General features: G+C 51.9%; 19 protein-coding genes. 11 read left to right on the forward strand and 8 right to left on the reverse strand.

Annotated elements, in window-relative coordinates; all coding sequences use genetic code 11:
- Positions 1–575: transposase (locus BFC17_RS00005; RefSeq protein ID WP_175439504.1), on the forward strand; the 575-nt coding region annotated here is incomplete at its 5' end.
- 198 nt (positions 576–773) lie between these two features.
- Positions 774–1226 carry a hypothetical protein gene (locus BFC17_RS00015; RefSeq protein WP_139141951.1) on the forward strand — a complete coding sequence of 151 codons (453 nt, stop codon included), beginning with the start codon at positions 774–776 and terminating at the stop codon, positions 1224–1226.
- A 73-nt stretch (positions 1227–1299) separates the two neighbouring features.
- Here BFC17_RS00015 and BFC17_RS00020 read toward each other — a convergent pair whose 3' ends face one another.
- The 4 genes from BFC17_RS00020 to BFC17_RS00035 are packed head-to-tail and all read right to left on the reverse strand — an operon-like array spanning position 1300 to position 4933.
- Entirely contained in the window at positions 1300–2088 is a 789-nt protein-coding gene (locus BFC17_RS00020; protein ID WP_070174415.1) for an alpha/beta fold hydrolase, read from the reverse strand.
- Between the two features lie 9 nt (positions 2089–2097).
- The gene (gene pcaF, locus BFC17_RS00025; RefSeq protein WP_070174416.1) at positions 2098–3303 is read right to left on the reverse strand and encodes a 3-oxoadipyl-CoA thiolase; all 1206 of its coding nucleotides are present in this window, start codon (positions 3301–3303) and stop codon (positions 2098–2100) included.
- The gene (locus tag BFC17_RS00030; RefSeq protein ID WP_070174417.1) at positions 3300–4121 is read right to left on the reverse strand and encodes a CoA-transferase subunit beta; all 822 of its coding nucleotides are present in this window, start codon (positions 4119–4121) and stop codon (positions 3300–3302) included. Before BFC17_RS00030 ends, pcaF begins: the two co-directional genes overlap by 4 nt.
- Positions 4118–4933, reverse strand: coding sequence for a CoA transferase subunit A (locus BFC17_RS00035; protein ID WP_070174418.1), 816 nt, complete (start codon positions 4931–4933; stop codon positions 4118–4120). Before BFC17_RS00035 ends, BFC17_RS00030 begins: the two co-directional genes overlap by 4 nt.
- A 197-nt stretch (positions 4934–5130) precedes the next feature.
- Between BFC17_RS00035 and BFC17_RS00040 the strand changes: the two genes are divergently transcribed.
- On the forward strand, positions 5131–5910 hold the full coding sequence (locus BFC17_RS00040; RefSeq protein ID WP_070174552.1) for an IclR family transcriptional regulator domain-containing protein: 780 nt from the start codon (positions 5131–5133) through the stop codon (positions 5908–5910).
- A 65-nt stretch (positions 5911–5975) separates the two neighbouring features.
- On the opposite strand, the gene BFC17_RS00045 is transcribed toward BFC17_RS00040, so the two are convergent.
- Entirely contained in the window at positions 5976–6884 is a 909-nt protein-coding gene (locus tag BFC17_RS00045) for a LysR family transcriptional regulator (RefSeq protein ID WP_229680961.1), read from the reverse strand.
- A gap of 105 nt (positions 6885–6989) precedes the next feature.
- On the opposite strand from BFC17_RS00045, the gene BFC17_RS00050 reads away from it, so the two are divergent.
- The 8 genes from BFC17_RS00050 (at position 6990) to BFC17_RS00085 (ending at position 14250) form a co-directional block, all read left to right on the forward strand.
- Positions 6990–8102: a muconate/chloromuconate family cycloisomerase gene (locus BFC17_RS00050; protein WP_070174419.1), complete on the forward strand. Its 1113-nt coding sequence runs from the start codon at positions 6990–6992 to the stop codon at positions 8100–8102.
- Positions 8103–8114: 12 nt separating this feature from the next.
- Entirely contained in the window at positions 8115–8393 is a 279-nt protein-coding gene (gene catC, locus BFC17_RS00055) for a muconolactone Delta-isomerase (protein ID WP_070174420.1), read from the forward strand.
- A gap of 49 nt (positions 8394–8442) precedes the next feature.
- The gene (gene catA, locus BFC17_RS00060; protein ID WP_070174421.1) at positions 8443–9381 is read left to right on the forward strand and encodes a catechol 1,2-dioxygenase; all 939 of its coding nucleotides are present in this window, start codon (positions 8443–8445) and stop codon (positions 9379–9381) included.
- 26 nt (positions 9382–9407) lie between these two features.
- The gene (locus BFC17_RS00065; RefSeq protein ID WP_070174422.1) at positions 9408–10772 is read left to right on the forward strand and encodes an SRPBCC family protein; all 1365 of its coding nucleotides are present in this window, start codon (positions 9408–9410) and stop codon (positions 10770–10772) included.
- Positions 10773–10784: 12 nt separating this feature from the next.
- Positions 10785–11267 carry a benzoate 1,2-dioxygenase small subunit gene (gene benB / locus BFC17_RS00070; protein ID WP_070174423.1) on the forward strand — a complete coding sequence of 161 codons (483 nt, stop codon included), beginning with the start codon at positions 10785–10787 and terminating at the stop codon, positions 11265–11267.
- A 17-nt stretch (positions 11268–11284) separates the two neighbouring features.
- The gene (benC, locus tag BFC17_RS00075) at positions 11285–12307 is read left to right on the forward strand and encodes a benzoate 1,2-dioxygenase electron transfer component BenC (RefSeq protein ID WP_070174424.1); all 1023 of its coding nucleotides are present in this window, start codon (positions 11285–11287) and stop codon (positions 12305–12307) included.
- The gene (locus BFC17_RS00080) at positions 12304–13083 is read left to right on the forward strand and encodes a 1,6-dihydroxycyclohexa-2,4-diene-1-carboxylate dehydrogenase (RefSeq protein ID WP_070174425.1); all 780 of its coding nucleotides are present in this window, start codon (positions 12304–12306) and stop codon (positions 13081–13083) included. Before benC ends, BFC17_RS00080 begins: the two co-directional genes overlap by 4 nt.
- Positions 13084–13179: 96 nt before the next feature.
- Positions 13180–14250: a benzoate/H(+) symporter BenE family transporter gene (locus BFC17_RS00085; protein ID WP_070174426.1), complete on the forward strand. Its 1071-nt coding sequence runs from the start codon at positions 13180–13182 to the stop codon at positions 14248–14250.
- Positions 14251–14303: 53 nt separating this feature from the next.
- Here the strand turns inward: BFC17_RS00085 and BFC17_RS00090 are convergent, their stop codons facing one another.
- The 3 genes from BFC17_RS00090 to BFC17_RS00100 are packed head-to-tail and all read right to left on the reverse strand — an operon-like array spanning position 14304 to position 17884.
- Positions 14304–15758: an aldehyde dehydrogenase family protein gene (locus BFC17_RS00090; protein ID WP_070174427.1), complete on the reverse strand. Its 1455-nt coding sequence runs from the start codon at positions 15756–15758 to the stop codon at positions 14304–14306.
- A 9-nt stretch (positions 15759–15767) separates the two neighbouring features.
- Positions 15768–17315 carry an FAD-dependent oxidoreductase gene (locus tag BFC17_RS00095; RefSeq protein ID WP_070174428.1) on the reverse strand — a complete coding sequence of 516 codons (1548 nt, stop codon included), beginning with the start codon at positions 17313–17315 and terminating at the stop codon, positions 15768–15770.
- Between the two features lie 20 nt (positions 17316–17335).
- Entirely contained in the window at positions 17336–17884 is a 549-nt protein-coding gene (locus BFC17_RS00100) for a gluconate 2-dehydrogenase subunit 3 family protein (RefSeq protein ID WP_070174429.1), read from the reverse strand.
- Between the last annotated feature and the right edge of the window lie 98 nt (positions 17885–17982).

A 17982-nucleotide genomic window follows, 5' to 3' on the forward strand; every position in this document is an offset into this window, starting at 1 on the left:
TGGAAAGGCTATGTCGGTACATCGCACGACCTGCTATCAGTGAACAACGATTGAGCCTAACTGATTCCGGTAAGGTGAAGTATGAACTCAAGACACCTTACAGAAACGGTACTACCCATGTTTTCTTTTCCCCACTTGATTTCATCGGCAAACTTGCTGCATTAGTGCCACCACCCAGACTTAATCTTACCCGATTTTATGGCGTATTTGCTCCCAATGCTAAGGTGCGTGCCGAGGTAACGGCTTCACAACGTGGAAAGAACAGCCCGCGCTTAGCAGAACATCTGAAAGATTCAGATAAGCCATACCATGCGCGTGCAATGTCATGGGTTCAAAGGTTAAAAAGGGTGTTCAATATCGATATCACCCAGTGCGAAGTGTGTGAAAAGCGCAACGTAAAAATCATTGCCTGCATTACGGATCCGGCTGTTACCCATAAGATATTGGCGTACATTGACAAGCAGATTTTGCTAGGTGCAAAAAAAGAAACTCTTATGCCGCCACTTCGAGCTCCACCGGACGTTGCCCCATTAAGCGACTATATCATTCAACGCGACTTTGACTTTGGTGCTTAATACTCAAAGCCATCCTGATACCGACAATCCTTATATTTTGCCAGGAGTATTAAGTTTACTTGTAACTCGCCATTCCTGAACTCAAAGGCAGGTAAGTCACGAGTAAGCAGCACTGCCAATTCAATCAACTCACAGCAACTAGCGAAACGAAAGATGTTGGCAACAAAAATGTGTGGCTGGTCTTTTGGGTAGTAGATAGTGTTAATCCTACTTATACTTTGTAATCGTGTCATCGATATCTGCACCACAGTGTTACTGGATTACGATACTGATCCGGTTACCGACAGCGACATCCATGCCCTGATCAAGCATTTTGGCAAGATCTTCGGCCCGGTGCGGGTGAATGCCATTCCACGGGAAGCCCTGTTAAGCCCGATGCAAGTCAAGGCCTGTATGGCAGTGGTCAATTTTACCTCCAGCCGTCTCAAGCCTACCGTGGATGAAGTGACCGTTATCTATACCACTACATGGGGTGAGACTTACGTGGTGCCCGGAAAAGAATCGCTGGATAAGTTGTGGTTTGAGTTGCAGGAGTCTGTTCCTCGCCCGCCTTGCTACATTTTTGTGCCGGAAAGTTCGCAGCGCAAACGGATTTATCAGGCTTTCATCGATGCCGCAGAGCAGGATTTTGAGTTGCTCAACTACTGGTAATTGCGAGTGAAAAAACTTACCCGGGCTTCAATAATGCTGCCCGGGCTCACATATCGCTTTTATCAATGCGGAGTTATTTAACGGAAGTCAGGTGATCACGCACCAGTTGGGTAAATTCGCGACTCGACTCCAGCGAAGGCACATGGCCGGTTTGTTTAAGCTCGGCAACAGGTTTGTTGAGTGCTTTACCCAGCGCGATAAGATCTGAGGTTGGGGTCGCCACATCGTCTTCACCGGCAATCAGTAGTACCGGAATATCGGTGGCTTCCAGCGACTCGCTCATATCCTGTTCCCCCAACCAGGCACATAACAACCCGTAGGAATGATCGTCAGTCCTGGCCAGCAGGGAAGCCCATTGAGACAGCAGGTTAGGGTAACGTTCTGTACTTTCTGGGCTGAACCAGCGGGTTACCAGGCTCGGGGCCAGGGTGCTAAGACTTTGCTGCATCACCTTGGCCTGGCGGTCCAGCCAGCCCTCCCGGCTACCAATTTTCATACCCGTATTCGTTAACGTGGCGCTAAGCAGGCGTTCACTGGCCGACGCTAATAGCTGCTGACCTAACATGCCGCCAATGGAGGTTCCCACAAAGTGAAAGGTTGCTATGCCCAGCTCATCGCAAAGCTGCAGCAGATCATCAACCAGGCGTGAGTCTTCCAGGCTGGTGGTGTCGGCACTGTATGGCGTGCTGTCACCGTGTCCGGCTAAGTCAAAGCGCAGGATACTGAAATTGGTGGTCAGGTCGGGCACCAGGTAATCCCACACGTGCATATTCATGCCCAGCGGGTGGGCTAATACCACCGTGGGTTTGCCTGGATTGTCGATAAACTGGTAATTAATACCTTGTTGCGTTGATACTGGCATAACGATGTCCTAAACCCGTTTTAAAAGTGTGGCAATACCCTGACCCACGCCAATGCACATGCTGCATAAGGCGTACTCGGCAGATGATTCTTCAAACTGCAGCGCTGCCGTTTGCAGTAAACGTGCACCAGACATGCCCAGCGGATGGCCCAGAGCAATCGCACCGCCGTTAGGGTTTACGCGACTGTCATCAGCGCTCAGCCCCAGCTCCTGCAAACAACCAAGCGCCTGTGCGGCAAACGCTTCGTTTAGTTCTATTATGCCGATATCGTCAAGGCTTAGCTGCTGTTTAGCAAGTAATTTCTGCACTGCCGGTACCGGGCCAATGCCCATCACCGACGGTTCAACACCGGCTGTCGCCATGCCCTTGATTTGCGCAACAGGCACCAGGTTATAGCGTTTTACTGCACTTTCACTGGCGACCAGCATAGCCGCAGCACCATCGTTGATGCCGGAGGCATTGCCCGCGGTTACACTGCCATTTTTCCGGAAGGGCGCTTTCAGTTTTGCCAGCGCTTCCAGCGTGGTTTGCGGGCGCAGGTGTTCATCTTTATCGATGATGACCGGATCGCCTTTTCGTGGCTGATAGCTTACCGGCACGATTTCTTTGGCAAAACGCCCGGATTCCTGAGCGGCAGCGGCCTTTTGCTGAGACTGACTGGCAAACACATCCTGGGCTTCACGACTGATACCATAACGTTCTGCCACATTCTCTGCGGTTTCAGGCATGGTCTCTGTGCCATATTGTTTCTTTAGCGCCGGATTAATAAAGCGCCAGCCCATGGTGGTATCTTCCAGCTTCTGGCCACGATCGTACGGCCCGCTGGATTTACCCATTACAAACGGCGCTCGTGACATGGATTCAACACCACCGGCTAAAATCAGATCGGCATCGCCCGTTACAATACTACGATAGGCCAGGCCTACGGCATCCATGCCGGAACCGCACAAGCGGTTAATGGTTGTGGCTGGTACCGAATGGGGCAGTCCGGCCAGCAGTGTAGCCATTCTGGCTACGTTACGGTTATCCTCACCGGCCTGGTTGGCACAACCAAAAAAGGCATCATCAATTGCGTCAGCAGGCAGGTCCGGGCATTGCGCCAGCACCGCCTGAATAACCTGGGCTAACAGATCATCGGGTCGAATCGGTGCCAGTGCGCCGCCATAGCGACCAATTGCTGAACGTCTTGGATGACAAAGATATACATTCATTATACGCTCTCCGTTTTATTGTGAGCTTCGGCGGTAACCCGTTTAAGTTCCCGCAATACTTCAATTTCTTGTTGGCTTGGGAGATCGGTAGTTTGCAAGGCATCGGCAAAACGCACGTCCCAGCCGGTTGCCTCGGTAACCTGCTCTCTGGTTACGCCTGGGTGCAAACTCACCACAATCAGCTCGTTGGTTTCAGGCTCCGGGCGCAGAATACACAAGTCGGTGATCACCATAACCGGCCCTTTGCCGATGGTTTTTCTGCCCCGTCGCGCCTGGCCATCGCGGCCAAAGCCCAGCGTGGTGACAAAGTCCACGTCTTTAACAAAGGTGCGTACCGAATGTTTAAGAGTAACAATCACCTCTTTGGCATTGGTTGAGATTTCCGGTGCACCACCGCCGCCCGGTAAGCGTACTTTCGGGTTTGCGTAACTGTGCGCGCCGTCGGCACCCTCTGCCGGGTGATTCGCTGCGATAACAGTGGTATTGAGGTTGGCGTAACGGTCAATTTGCGCCGTGCCTAAAAAGCCAACATCAATATGGCCGCCTTGCAGCCAGTAGCGGAACATTTCCGGCACGGAAACGGTGGTTAAGGCCGATTCACACAGCTCACCGTCACCAATGGATAAAGGCAGTACGCGGGGTTTGGTTTCGATTGTGCCTGACTCGTAAATTAAGGTGATGTCCGGTGCGTGGGTCAGCCGCGCCAGGTTGGCCGCCTCGCTGGGCAAACCAATGCCAACAAAGCAGGTGGAGCCGTTATGCAGCGCACGGGCGGCGGTAATGGTCATCATTTCAGCGGCGCTATATTGCTCAGTACTCATAGTGCGTCTCCGTTAATTACTTGTTCATCCAGCCATTTGTTAAAGTTTTCGCGGCTACGGCTAATACCGTCCCACTCTTTGTAGTAGCTGTTATTGCGAGGATAGTAGCCCTGGGCATAAGACGGGGATGCACCGCCGGGAACGGTAGCTATGGCATCGACAGACCAGGCAGGTAGAACGCAGCTGTTCGGGCCGGCGCCGAGGTCATCGACAATTTCTTCAACGGTGACAATGCAGTGGCGGGAAGACAGTGCAACTTCTTTTTGTACGCCAACAATGCCTTCTAGCAGCACGTTGCCGGCTTTGTCGGCTTTCTGCGCGTGGATAATGCCGATATCGGGCTTAATGGCCGGTACCGCGGCAAGCTCTTCGCCGGTGAACGGGCAAAAAATCGTTTTAATGTTCGGATTGACATCTTTTAAGTCGCTGCCGACATAACCGCGAAATACCGCCATAGGCAGGCCTGAAGCGCCGGCCTCGTAGGCGTTAGCCATTGCTGCATGACTGTGTTCTTCAATTTCCACCGGGCGGGGATAGCTGTGTTCAATGGCATCGCGAACCCGGTGTAACGAACCCACTCCCGGGTTGCCGCCCCAGGAAAATACCAGCTTTCTGACACAACCTGCGCCAACCAGCTGATCGTAAATCAGATCCGGGGTCATGCGGATAAGGGTCAGATTGCGGCGTTGCTGACGAATGATCTCGTGTCCTGCAGCAAAGGGAATTAAATGAGTAAAGCCTTCAAGTGCAATGGTATGCCCGTCGCGCACACCATCTGCAATGGCTTGTGAAAGAGTAGTAAAAACTGTCATAATAAAAGTTCGCCATACGAATTAAAATTCACATTGCAAACAAAATAAATGATCTAATCAGTGCTGGTCAAGAATAAATTGTTAAAAAAATGCGCAGCGCGCGGGCAGTTTCCGATTATGTGGCTGAAAAAAATAGAGAACTGGTACTTAACAGCGGAATAAGAAATAATTGCGCAGACGAAAATGAGAATGACACCATGAGTGATGACAAAATCCTCCCTGATCACAGGGATTACATAAGCGCCCTGGCCACCGGGCTGGAAGTGTTGGCAGCTTTCGACGCTGAGCATCAGCAGATGACACTGACTCAGGTTGCCGAGCGGATGGGCATCGACCGCGCCAAGGCGCGCCGGTTTTTACTTACGTTGCATGCCCTGGGTTTTATCCGCCGCGACGGCAGGGTGTTTGCGCTCACTCCTAAAGTACTGACGCTGGGGCAGGCGTATACCGCCAGTAATAACTATCTGGCCGTGGTTGAACATTACCTGAAAGACATCACGCTGAGTCTTGGCGAGTCTGCCTCGTTGGGGAAACTCGACGGCCAGTACGTGGTTTATGTTGCAAGGTCGCCAGCCTCACACCGGCTGATGTCAATTAACATCACCACCGGCACCCGGTTGCCTGCGCCTTATACCTCCATGGGACGGGTGCTGGCGGCCTGGCTCGACAGTGCGGAGCAAAAAGTATGGCTTAGTGAAGCGCAGTTAACGGCCCATACCCGCCGCAGTGTCACCACCCCTGAAGCACTCAAAGAAGTTTTAGATGTCACTCGCGAGCAGGGCTACAACATTGTTGATCAGGAACTTGAAGAGGGGCTGCGCTCAGTTGCAGTGCCGGTGTTCAGTGGCAAGGGCGGTTTGATTGGGGCAATGAACGTGAGTACCAATGCCTCGCGGGTGAGCCTTGAGACGCTGACTAACGAGTGCTTACCGGTGTTGCAGCAGGCGGCACAGAATATTCGCGCTGATACCCGCTAAGTAACTTTATACACAATACCAAACACTCGCCCGGCAACCCTGTGTACTGGGCAGACCCTGTGTTATCAGGGGTATTTTCCATCAATGCGGTTTTGTACTAATTCATTAACAATGGTCATAGCGGCGGTCATCATTTCATCTGATGCTTCTGCTCGCTGACTGCAGATCACCGGGCTGGTAATGCCTTCCTCTTCCAGCGATACAAACGCCACGCCGTCGCGATTTATTCGCTTTACCTGCTCCGGCACCAGGGTAAAGCCCATTTCGGAGGCGACCAGGCCGAGTGCGGTCTGAATATCATTTACCTGTTGGGCTACCTTCACTTTTAGTCCCCGGCTGGTGAACAGATCGCGGCAGATATTGGCAAAGGTCGGCGGCGGGCCTGCCGGATAAAGTATTAATGGCAACTCGGCAAGTTGCGCCATCGACATCTTTGAGCCGGCCAGAGGATGATTGATAGGTAACGCCGCCAGCATGGGCTCACGAAACAGCAGTGTTTGCGTGACATCTTCGTCGGCACTGGGCATTAATACCCGGCCAAAACCGATGTCCAGTCTGCCAGCTTTTAGTGCCTCTACCTGCTCGCCGGTTTTGAGTTCGTGAAGTTCAACCTCGGCTCGAGTTGTCTGACGCAGCCGTCTGATCAGCAGCGGTAACTGACCATAAAATACCGACGGCACGAAGCCAATTCGAAACAGGCGCTTCTCGCCGGTATGAATACGCTGGGTTTCCTCAATGCTTGATTCTAACTTTTCGAGTATTAGTTGGGCCTGCTTCCAAAAGTGTTCACCTGCCTTGGTTAGCGTGATGCCGCGAGCCTGGCGCTCAAATAAATCAACGCCCATTTCTTCTTCTAACTGTTTGATCTGCCTTGTTAAAGGTGGCTGAGCCATAAACAGTTTCTCGGCTGCACGAGTCATATTTTTTGCTTCTGCAACGGCACAGAAGTAACGCAGGTGTCGTAACTCCACCATACCTCCCGGGTATCAGTCCCAACTAAATCAATATTGGTTGTTAATAAAAAATATAGGTAGGTTTACATCCAGATATTTTATGGCAACACAAATTTAACAAGCGAAATGATAACACAAATACAAACTTACATCGTCGATATTCCAACGATACGACCGCACAAGTTGTCGATGACTTCCATGGCTGTGCAATCCATGGTGATTGTCCGCATCACCGACAGCGAAGGCCGTCAGGGCATTGGCGAAGGCACCACCATTGGTGGTTTGGCTTATGGGCCTGAGAGCCCCGAAAGTATCAAAACCAACATCGACAGTTACTTCGCGCCTTACCTTAAAGGTAAGTCTGTCGACAATCCCAGAGCGCTGATGAACCAGCTGAATACGCTGTTCCGTGGCAATGGTCTGGCTAAATCGGCTGTACAAACTGCGCTGCTCGATTTACGCGGTCAGCAACTTGGTGTACCGGTTTCAAGCCTACTTGGCGGCGCCTGCCATGCTCACTTACCGTGCTTATGGGTATTGGCATCCGGTAATACCGACAAAGACATTTATGAAGCCAAGAAGATGATTGCTGAGCGTCGTCACAACATTTTCAAAATTAAAATTGGCTCGCGCAGTGTACGGGACGATGTCGCTCACGTTGCCGCCATCAAAGCCGCATTAGGTGATTCGGTAAGCATTCGCGTGGATGTCAATCAGGCGTGGACCGAGTCTCAGGCTGCGCTGGGGATGGCAGCACTGCAGGAAGCCGGTATCGATTGGGTAGAACAGCCTACGCTGGCAAAAGATTACGCCAGCCTGGTAAGACTGGCGAACAAATTCAATATCGGCGTGATGGCTGATGAATCAGTGGCCGATAGTGCCGATTGTTTTGATTTGGCGGCCCGCGGCTTCAATGGTTCGGTGGCGCTGAAAATAGGTAAGGCCGGTGGCTTGTTTGGTGCGCTGGATGCAGCGGCAGTGTGTTCTGCCGCGGGTGTCGGACTTTACGGCGGTACCTTACTGGAAGGCACCATTGGTACTGTTGCGGCGCTACATGCGTGGTCGACCCTGCCAGCCATCGAAGCCAGCACCGAAATGTTCGGGCCGTTATTACAGCGCGACGACATTGTAAAAACTCCTCTTAATTATCATGAATTTGGCGTTGATATTCCTGCCACTCCGGGACTCGGAGTGGAGCTTGACGAAGACAAGCTGCGCGAATACGCCCGTAAAAACTAATAAGGATTAACCATGCTTTTTAAAGTTGAAATGACCGTCAACCCGCCGTCTCACCTGAGCGAAGAGGAATTCAACGCGATCAAAATCAAGGAAAAAAACTATGCAGAGGAACTGCAGCGCGAAGGGATTTGGGTACACCTTTGGCGGGTTGCCGGCTTATACGCAAATGTCAGCATTTTTGAGGTGCGGGATAACCAGCATCTGCACGATGTGCTGATGGCGTTACCGCTGTACCCCTACATGAACGTTTCGGTGACACCGCTGTGTCAGCATCCGTCATCAATTAAATAAACACCAACAGGCAAGCAATACCGCACCCGGTAGTTCGGAGATAACGACTATGACTAAAACTAATACCTTAAACACCGATCACGTACAAAAACTGCTCGAGCGAGCAGCTGGTTTAGACAAAGAAGGTGGTAACCCACGGACTAAACAGATAATGCACCGGTTCCTAACCGATGTGTACCGCATGATTGAAGATCTTGATATTACTCAGGAAGAGTTTTGGCAAGGCGTTAATTATCTTAACGAACTGGGCGCTAACGGCGAAGCCGTGTTACTGGCACCGGGTCTGGGCTTCGACCATTTCCTGGATGTTCGTGAAGACGCTAAAGATGCAGCAGCCGGCGAACTGGGCGGCACACCTCGTACCATCGAAGGGCCGCTGTACGTTGAAGGCGCACCGTTAACCGAGGGCGAAGCGCGCATGGATGACGGTCAGTCACCAGGTCAGGAAATGTGGCTGCACGGTCAGGTACTGGACGAAAACGGCCTGCCGGTAGCGGGTGCCATTGTGGACATCTGGCATGCCGATGTAAAAGGGGCGTACTCGCATTTTGACCCGTCGCAGAGCGAATTTAATCTGCGCCGCCGGATCAGCACCGACGCTGAAGGCCGCTATCGTGCCAAGAGTATCGTTCCCAGCGGTTACGGCTGCCCCCCGGGCGGTTCTACCATGAAAGTGCTGGAGTCACTGGGCCGACACGGCAACCGTCCTGCCCACATTCATTACTTTGTGTCAAAGCCGGGCTTCAAACACCTGACTACGCAAATCAATCTCGCTGGTGATGAATACACCTACGACGATTTTGCTTTTGCCACCCGCGAAGAACTAGTAGTAGAAGCCACTACAGTCGCCGATAGCGACAAACTGAAAGAGCTGGGTTTCAAAGACAACTACCTGGACGTGGAATTTAACATTTCACTGGTAGCGACCAGCGATGATGACAAGCAATCCAAGCACGCTCGTGCCCGTGCAGCAGCGGAGCAGGCTTAAGCCTGCTCGCATTCGGGGGAATCAATATGACAAAGTTAGATCAACTGGAGCAGCGCGTACGCGGTGCTGTTGAAGTCGACGAGGCCAAAGGCCACTACCGTTGCGATCGGAGCATTTTTACCGATCAGGAACTGTTTGATTTAGAGCTCAAACATATCTTTGAGGGCAACTGGGTATTTCTGGCCCACGAGAGCCAGATCCCACAAGTGGGCGACTATTTTACCACCAGTATTGGCCGTCAGCCGGTGGTCATTACCCGCAATAAAGACGGTGAGCTGAACGCTATTCTGAATACCTGCTCACACCGTGGTGCTACCTTGTGCCGCCGTAAACGCGGTAATAAAACCTCGTTTACCTGCCCGTTCCACGGCTGGACGTTTAATAACTCGGGTAAGTTCCTCAAAGCCCGCGATCAGAAAAAAGGCGGTTATCCTGAAACCTTTAACACCGACGGTTCCCACGATCTGAAACATGTTGCGCGTTTTGAATCGTACCGTGGTTTCCTGTTCGGCAGCTTAAATGCTGACGTTTTGCCGCTGGAAACTTACCTGGGTGAAACCACTAAAGTCATCGACAACATTGTTGACCAGGATCCGGAAGGTATCGAAGTATTGCGCGGTACTTCCTCTTACACCTATGAGGGTAACTGGAAGCTAACTGCTGAAAATGGTGCCGATGGCTACCACGTTGGCACAGTTCACTGGAACTATCTGTCGACCATGAGCCACCGTAATTATGACGAAGGCGGGACCGAAGCGGTTGATGCCAAAAGCTGGTCTGGTGAAGGTGGTTTTTACTCCTTTGAGAACGGCCACATGATGCTTTGGACACGCCTGACGAACCCGTCGGCTCGCCCGGTATTTAGTCAGTTTGAGCGACTGATTGGCGAAGTGGGTGAAGCCCGCGCCGATACTATTGTTAACCAGACCCGTAACCTGTGTTTGTATCCCAATGTGTATATCATGGATCAGTTCTCTACCCAGATCCGGGTATTGCGACCTATCTCGGTTAATAAAACCGAAGTGACGATTTATTGCTTTGCACCTAAGAGCGAATCAGCCGAAAACCGCCAGAAGCGTCTGCGTCAGTACGAAGACTTCTTTAATGTGTCGGGCATGGGTACACCGGACGACCTTGAAGAGTTCCGTGGTTGTCAGCAGGGCTACGAAGCCCGCGCGATGCGCTGGAACGATATGAGCCGTGGCGCTGCACACTGGCTGAATGGCCCTGATAAGTATGCTGAATCGGTGGGCATGGACACCGTGGCTACCGGGATTAAGCCGGAAGATGAAGGTCTGTATGTGCATCACCATCAGCATTGGGTAAACGAAATGCTGTCTGCCATTGAGCAGGAAAAAGCCAATCAGATCCCCGTTGTGCAGAAAGACTAAGAGGCAGTAATCATGACTTATCAGGAAATACAGGCATTTATTTTTCGTGAAGCGCGTTTGCTCGACGATCGTCAGTGGGATGAGTGGTTAAGCTGTTATCACCCTAAGTGTGAATACTGGATGCCAGCCTGGGATGACGACGATCAGCTGACTGCCGATCCGCATAAAGAGATCTCGCTGATCTACTATCCGAACCGTAATGGTCTGGAAGATCGGGTGTATCGCATTAAAACTGAGCGCTCCGGTGCGAGTATGCCAGAGCCGCGGACTACCCATCAGAACTCGAACCTGGAGATCTTGAGTCACCAGGGTGACGTGATGGAAATTCGCTACAACTTTAACACCCTGAGCCATCGCTATCGCGAGACCTCGCAGTTTTTCGGTACCGCGCACTGCACGCTGGATGTAAGCGGTGAAACACCGGTAATCACGCGCAAGAAAATCGTCCTCAACAACGATTATATCAATCAGGTTATCGACGTTTATCACCTGTAAAGACGGGGAGTATTACTATGTCTTTTAAAGTCGCACTTAATTTTGAAGACGGGGTTACCCGGGTTATCGACTGCAACGATGGCGAAACCGTACTGGATGCCGCTTACCGGCATCAGGTTAAATTGCCGATGGATTGCTCCGATGGCGTTTGCGGCACGTGTAAAGGCACGTGTCGGCAGGGCAAGTACGATCTGGGCGATGAATATATCGACGAGGCGCTTACCGACGATGAAGCCGAAGACGGTATTATTCTGACCTGTCAGATGTTGCCAGAGTCGGATGTGGTGGTAAATATCCCGGCCGCGTCTTCACTGTGTGCATCCGGCCCGCAGTCTATCACCAGCACCGTTACCGGTGTCCAGGCATTGTCGGATACCACCATTGAGCTGAATGTGAAGCTGTCTGAACCCCTGGCATTTTTACCGGGGCAGTACATCAACCTTGGTTTTCCGGGCGATAACGACTCACGGGCTTACTCGTTCAGTTCATTACCGGGCAGTGATGAGGCCAGTTTTCTGATCCGCAATGTGCCGGGCGGCAAGATGAGCAGCTACCTGAGCAACACGGCGGTTGAAGGTGATGAACTGCCGGTGACTGGTCCGTTGGGTAGCTTTTATCTGCGCGCGGTTGAACGGCCGGTGCTGATGCTGGCCGGAGGTACCGGTCTGGCGCCCATTTTATCTATGCTGGAATATATGCAGGCCGAGGGCCTTCAGCAGCCGGTATTTTTACTGTACGGCGTGACTAATGTCAGCGACCTGGTCAAACTGGATGCGCTGGAAGCCTTTGCCGAGGCCATGCCGCAGTTTAGCTATGCTACGGTTGTGGTAAACAGCGAAAGCGGCCATGAACGTCAGGGCTTCGTGACTGACCACATGGATGCAGTGCCATTTGCCCTGGTTGAAGCGGATACTTATTTATGTGGTCCGCCGCCTATGGTGGATGCCGTACGCCAGTATTTTAAAGACTCAGGTACCGAGCCGCATTCATTCCACTATGAGAAATTTAATCCCAGCACGCCGAAAGAGGAAGCGGCATGAGTCATCGTTTTGATGGTCAGGTGCTGGTGGTTACCGGGGCAGGTCAGGGGATTGGCCTGCGCGTGGCACAGCGCGCGGCTAGCGAGGGTGCTAAACTGGCGCTGGTCGACCGGGCTGAGCATATCCACGATATCGCCGCCGAGCTGGTTAAATCCGGCTGTGATGCCATTGCTATTAACGCAGATCTCGAAACCTACGAGGGTGCAGTAAATGCCATGGATGCCGCGCTGCTGCAGTTTGGTCGCATAGATAAGCTAATCAATAATGTGGGCGGTACTATCTGGGCAAAACCTTATGCCCATTACGCGCCGCAGGAAATTGAAAAGGAAGTACGTCGTTCGCTATTCCCAACCCTGTGGTGTTGCCGGGCAGTTCTGCCGGCAATGCTGGAGAGCGGTAATGGCGCCATCGTTAACGTGTCTTCAGTGGCAACCCGTGGTATCAATCGTGTACCTTATGCCGCGGCCAAAGGCGGCGTGAATGCTTTAACGGTGTCGCTGGCTTTTGAATACGCTGAATATAACATTCGCGTTAATGCTACGGCGCCCGGTGGTACCGAAGCGCCGCAGCGCATTGTGCCGCGCAACGAAAGCAGCCAGTCGGACGAAGAGAAGGTGTGGTACCAGCAAATTGTTGACCAGACCAAAGATACCAGTTTTATGGGCCGTTACGGTACGCTGGATGAACAGGCTTCGGCCATTTTGTATCTGGCCAGTGATGAGGCCAGCTATATTACCGGTACGATCCTGCCTGTAGCGGGAGGCGACTGCGGTTAGTGGCCGTAAGCTGTCTGAAATTTTTTTACATAACTTAAAATGCTGCGAATAAATCATGTTCTTTGGTTTCCGCAGCATTTTTTTTGGGGTCTTACTATGCAACCAACACGCTTCCGAATCGCCTTGCCTGGTATGGGGGATTGGTCACTGTCTGCGGCCGTGGCCGGTATACTGGCTTCGACCATGGGCTATGCCGGGCCTCTGGTGATCCTGTTTCAGGTTGCCGATGCAGCCGGGTTAAACGATGCGGTACTGATCTCCTGGATCTGGGGCATGTCGATTGCCAGTGGCTTATTATGCGGCTGGTTTAGCCTGCGTTACAAAATGCCGGTACTGTTTGCCTGGAATGCGCCGGGCTCGGCCTTATTAGTGACGTTGGTGCCGGGGATGCCGTGGGGAGATGTCATCGGGGCGTACCTGATGTCTGGTGCAATGCTGTTGATACTTGGACTAAGCGGCGGGTTTGAGAAGCTAATTAAGCGTCTGCCGTTATCACTGGCCGCGGCGTTGCTGGCGGGGATATTAGTTAATTTCAGCCTGGCGTTGTTTTCGAAGATGACCGGCGCACCGCTGCTGGGTTTAGTGATGTTTGGCGCCTATATTGTGTTACGTCAGGTATTGCCGCGCTATGCGATTATGCTAACCGTAGTGGCTGGTGTTGCGGTGCTGATGGCAACCGAGGGGTTGTCCTTCGCTGCGGTTGACTGGCAGCTATCTGTGCCCCAGTTGTACAGCCCTTCCTTTTCTTTATCGGCGTTATTTAGTGTGTCTGTGCCTTTGGTGTTGGTGGCCTTAAGCGGGCAGTTTATTACCGGCATCGCTATTTGTACCGGTAGTGATGCGCATCCCAACCCTACTAAGCGCTATTTCGGGCCATTTGTTGCCATGTTCTGGTATGCCATGTTTGGTTTGTTCAGTGCGGCGCTGGTGAGTGTGATTCAGGCCTTTCCTGCGGCCTTTATTGCTATGGTTGCCGGTATTGCTTTGCTCGGCGCGCTGGAGGGCTCCCTGGCCGCTGCGCTGTCTCAGGCCAAAGAACGTGAAGCTGCCTTATGTACCTTTTTGATCACGGCTTCGGATTTGTCGTTACTGGGTTTGTCGTCGGCCTTTTGGGCACTGATAATAGGCGGCGCTATTTTTGCGTTACAGCAGCGGCTGGCTAAATAGCACGCATAAAAAAACAGGGCCTAGGGCCCTGCTTTTCAGGAAGGAGAGTGCGGTTAAAACGGGTACTGAATACCTTTGTTCATTACGCTAATCCACTTATTGTGGGTAAACTCTTCAAGGTTTACCGGACCGCCAATGCGTCCAGCATCACCAGAGTCTTTCAGACCACCAAATGGAATGTGATACTCATTATTTACGGTCTGATCGTTTACATGCACCATGCCAGCGTCAATTAGTCCGGCCAGGTATTCACCTTTCGCACTGTCACCGGTATGAATCGATGCAGACAGGCCAAGATCAGTCGCGTTGGCCAGAGCGATGGCTTCCTGCTCAGTTTTAAAGGTTACAACCGGTGCGACCGGACCAAAGATTTCCTGCTTAAATACCGGCATCTCTGGTGTAACATTTTTAAGCACTGTAGGTCTGACTAACCGGCCATCCACTGTTCCGCCGGCCACGATTTCAGCGCCCATGGCAACCGAGTCATCAATCAGTGATTTGACTTTATCGGCCTGGGTCTGGTTAATCAACGGGCCGAGGTGGCATTGCTCTGTAAAGGGGTTACCGGCATATAGGTTGTTGGCGCGCTCGGCCAGTGCATTAATATAGGCACCAGCAATATCTTCATGAACGATATGACGGCCTGACTGCATGCAAATCTGACCCTGATGCAAAAACGCGCCCCAGGCAGCACATGATGATGCGGAGTCAATGTCGGCATCGTCGAGTACGATAAAGGCATTGTTGCCGCCCAGTTCCAGTGATGTTTTCTTAAAGGTTTCGGCACAATGGCGGGCAATTGAGCGGCCAACTGCCGTTGAACCGGTAAATGCGATCATTCCGGTTGCCGGATGTTCCACAACCGCCTGGCCTGGCTCAGCGCCTCCGGGCAGTAAACCGAGTACGCCCTCGGGTAAACCGGCAGCGTCCATTAACTCTTTGATGATAACACCACCAGTAAAGAAGCTCTGCGGATCCGGTTTTAATACAACAGCGTTACCCATGGCCAGCGCTGGTAGCACCGCACGTAACGACAGCAGTAACGGGAAGTTCCAAGGTGCAATAACACCCACCACTCCTACCGGAATGCGTACGCGCATATTTTTACGTCCCGGCATGGTCGAAGGGTAGATTTCGCCATTAGGTGCCTGGGCCTGGCTGGCCGCCATGTACGTTTGCTCAATACAGGCTTGTAACTCCCATTCGCTTTTCGGGCGAATAGAGCCGCACTCTCTGGCATTCCAGGTATGGATGAGCTCTGCGTTGTCTTCCAGCGCCTGAGCAAAGCGGCGTAAAATAACCGCCCGCTGTTCAAACGTGCTGGCAGCCCACTCTGGCTGCGCAGCTTTGCAGCGTTCGATAACGGTGCTGGCTTCGTCGGCTGTGGCAGCGTTAACGCTGCCGAAAACAGTGCCGGTGGCAGGTTCGACAATGTCGAACGCTGCACCAGAAAAACCAGATGTGTAGTCGAGGGAAAAGTCACTCTGGCTGATAGCTTTGTAATTCATGTTAATACCTTAACTTGGATTCGCTTCGTTAATGTGATCGGCAATGTAACTGGCCAGTGCATACACCGTCTCTGATGGGTTGTAACCAATCGAGGTGGGCAGCAAACTGGCATCTACTACATACAAGCGCTTGATATCATGAGTTTCGCCATAGGGGTTAACCACGGTTTTGCGCTTATCGGCACCCATTCGGCAGGTTCCCTGCGGGTGGAACGACGTATAACGATAACGCGCTGGTTGATTTTCAAGGGCATCAATCACGCTGTCTATTTCATCCACGGAGTTAATACGCTGCTTGTCTGAGGTGGGCAGATACAGGTATTTTGCGCCCGAGGCAAACAGGATCCGGGCATTGTCTTTTAGGCCCTTCTTCATGGCTTCAAAGTCTTCATCATCAACCTGATAGCGAATTTCTTTGTAGCCGTTTTCCAGGGTAACTTCACCGACGTTCTTATCGTGGATCAGGGTGATCAAGCGTGTTGAGTTAGGGTAATTCTGCATGTAGCGCACATAGGGTTTACCGGTGCCGGGTTCAGCCATAAACGAAGCTTCTACCGGATCCTGTACTGCGTTCAGCTGGATCCAGCCGCCATCGTCCGGCAGTGTGTGGCTGTCGTCGAACAGGCTGTGGGTAGCACCGTGAAAATCGTTAAGCTTTTTATCAAACATCGCAGTGACCGACAGCGATGGGTGACAGGCAAAGTTTTTACCTACCTGACCGCTTGAATTCGCCAGGCCGGATTGTTGCAGCAGCAGAGGTGAACCGGTTGGACCCGCAGCCAGCACAACGATTGGCGCTTTAACGCTCATGCGGGTTTTTACCTTGCCGGTTTTAGGGTCAACCACTTCGGCGTTTACACCACTGGCGGCACCGTTTTGCGTATTAATTTTAGTTACCCGGGTGTCGGCATAAATCACCGCACCGTGGTTACAGGCCCAGGGCAGATACGTCACCATCATTGACTGTTTGCGGTCGGTTTTACAGCCGGCAAAGCAAAAGCCGGTCATCGCGCAGTCGCGAATATTACGGCGGGCAAGACCCAGGGGAATATCCAGCGCCTTCATGCCTTTTTTTATGTACTCTGCACCCACACTGGTTTCGTGGCCTTTTACCTCGGTGATGCCAAGGTTTTCTTCAACCTTTTCAAAATAGGGCAGCATGACTTCTGGTGTGAGGTTAGTCAGGCCGAATTCCTTACCCCATTTTTTAAGGTAATAATCAGGGGTACGGAAACACAATGCCGCATTGACCACGGTAGAACCGCCCACGCAGCGGCCCTGCAATACAGTAATATCACCGTCGGTGTTGCTTTGTGCGCCTTCACCTTCGTAAAGGGTTGCCATCGACACCGCCATCATTTCGGTAAACTTCTCAGAAGGCACATAAGGGCCAGCTTCCAGCACAACGACTTTTTTACCGGCTTTCGCCAGCTCGTAAGCGTTGATCCCGCCGCCTGCGCCGGAACCGATAATCACGACATCGGCGTCAAGGTCGAGTTGAGCCGCCGTCATATCGGCAGCAGTGATTACATTTAACTGATTTTTATTTGTAGACATTTTTGTACTCCTACCGATGATTAGGCTTGTGGCTCTGGTGTGATACCGCGTTTAGCGAGTCCCCATTTCTCAGACACGGGGCCGTCATAGCCAAGTGGTGCCCAGGTATTAGGAATTGCCCAGTAGGCGAGTACGGTGAGTTTTTTTATGCCCATCGCAAGTGCGCGATGCGGCGCTACGTCGGAAGCTGCCCACTGATCGACAAATTTAGTTGCCTCTTCGTCAGACAGCTTGGTAAACCGCTTACCAAATGCTTTTTCTGCGCTTTGGTTAAAGTAATGGATCCCCTGATTCAGACCTTTACGAATATGGTGGGGCATACCCGCCAACAAGGCTCCCTCGATAGTTGAAATCACCGGTAACGTGGCCGGGTCAACCAGATTGCTGCCCTCGGTGGGCAGTGAGATAGCCAGCATTTTGTTAAATACGGCCTGCTCGGTAGCATCCATCTTGTTGTCATCAGTCAGGATCCCAGCCATGACCTGCATCGATGAGCAGCTCATCACCGTTGCGCTGATAGCGGTTGCGAGTTTCAGAAACTGCCTGCGTTGATTATTAATTTGTGACATTTGATTGCCCTTTATCATTGTTATAGTGATTAAAACTACGTACACCATGACTACGCAGGGAGCATGCCAAAAGTTAATTAAAAGTTAATTTATTGAAT

Source organism: Marisediminitalea lipolytica (assembly GCF_001758465.1).
GTDB lineage: Bacteria > Pseudomonadota > Gammaproteobacteria > Enterobacterales > Alteromonadaceae > Alteromonas > Alteromonas lipolytica.

What these genes read in the sequence shown, in the direction of transcription:
- BFC17_RS00095 (WP_070174428.1), bottom strand. Translation starts at nt 17,315, where the DNA reads ATGTCTACAAATAAAAATCAGTTAAATGTAATCACTGCTGCCGATATG.
- benC (WP_070174424.1), top strand. Translation starts at nt 11,285, where the DNA reads ATGTCTTTTAAAGTCGCACTTAATTTTGAAGACGGGGTTACCCGGGTT.
- BFC17_RS00050 (WP_070174419.1), top strand. Translation starts at nt 6,990, where the DNA reads ATGATAACACAAATACAAACTTACATCGTCGATATTCCAACGATACGA.
- BFC17_RS00020 (WP_070174415.1), bottom strand. Translation starts at nt 2,088, where the DNA reads ATGCCAGTATCAACGCAACAAGGTATTAATTACCAGTTTATCGACAAT.
- BFC17_RS00100 (WP_070174429.1), bottom strand. Translation starts at nt 17,884, where the DNA reads ATGTCACAAATTAATAATCAACGCAGGCAGTTTCTGAAACTCGCAACC.
- catA (WP_070174421.1), top strand. Translation starts at nt 8,443, where the DNA reads ATGACTAAAACTAATACCTTAAACACCGATCACGTACAAAAACTGCTC.
- BFC17_RS00065 (WP_070174422.1), top strand. Translation starts at nt 9,408, where the DNA reads ATGACAAAGTTAGATCAACTGGAGCAGCGCGTACGCGGTGCTGTTGAA.
- BFC17_RS00035 (WP_070174418.1), bottom strand. Translation starts at nt 4,933, where the DNA reads ATGACAGTTTTTACTACTCTTTCACAAGCCATTGCAGATGGTGTGCGC.
- benB (WP_070174423.1), top strand. Translation starts at nt 10,785, where the DNA reads ATGACTTATCAGGAAATACAGGCATTTATTTTTCGTGAAGCGCGTTTG.
- BFC17_RS00045 (WP_229680961.1), bottom strand. Translation starts at nt 6,884, where the DNA reads ATGGTGGAGTTACGACACCTGCGTTACTTCTGTGCCGTTGCAGAAGCA.
- BFC17_RS00085 (WP_070174426.1), top strand. Translation starts at nt 13,180, where the DNA reads ATGCAACCAACACGCTTCCGAATCGCCTTGCCTGGTATGGGGGATTGG.
- BFC17_RS00080 (WP_070174425.1), top strand. Translation starts at nt 12,304, where the DNA reads ATGAGTCATCGTTTTGATGGTCAGGTGCTGGTGGTTACCGGGGCAGGT.
- catC (WP_070174420.1), top strand. Translation starts at nt 8,115, where the DNA reads ATGCTTTTTAAAGTTGAAATGACCGTCAACCCGCCGTCTCACCTGAGC.
- BFC17_RS00090 (WP_070174427.1), bottom strand. Translation starts at nt 15,758, where the DNA reads ATGAATTACAAAGCTATCAGCCAGAGTGACTTTTCCCTCGACTACACA.
- BFC17_RS00030 (WP_070174417.1), bottom strand. Translation starts at nt 4,121, where the DNA reads ATGAGTACTGAGCAATATAGCGCCGCTGAAATGATGACCATTACCGCC.
- BFC17_RS00040 (WP_070174552.1), top strand. Translation starts at nt 5,131, where the DNA reads ATGAGTGATGACAAAATCCTCCCTGATCACAGGGATTACATAAGCGCC.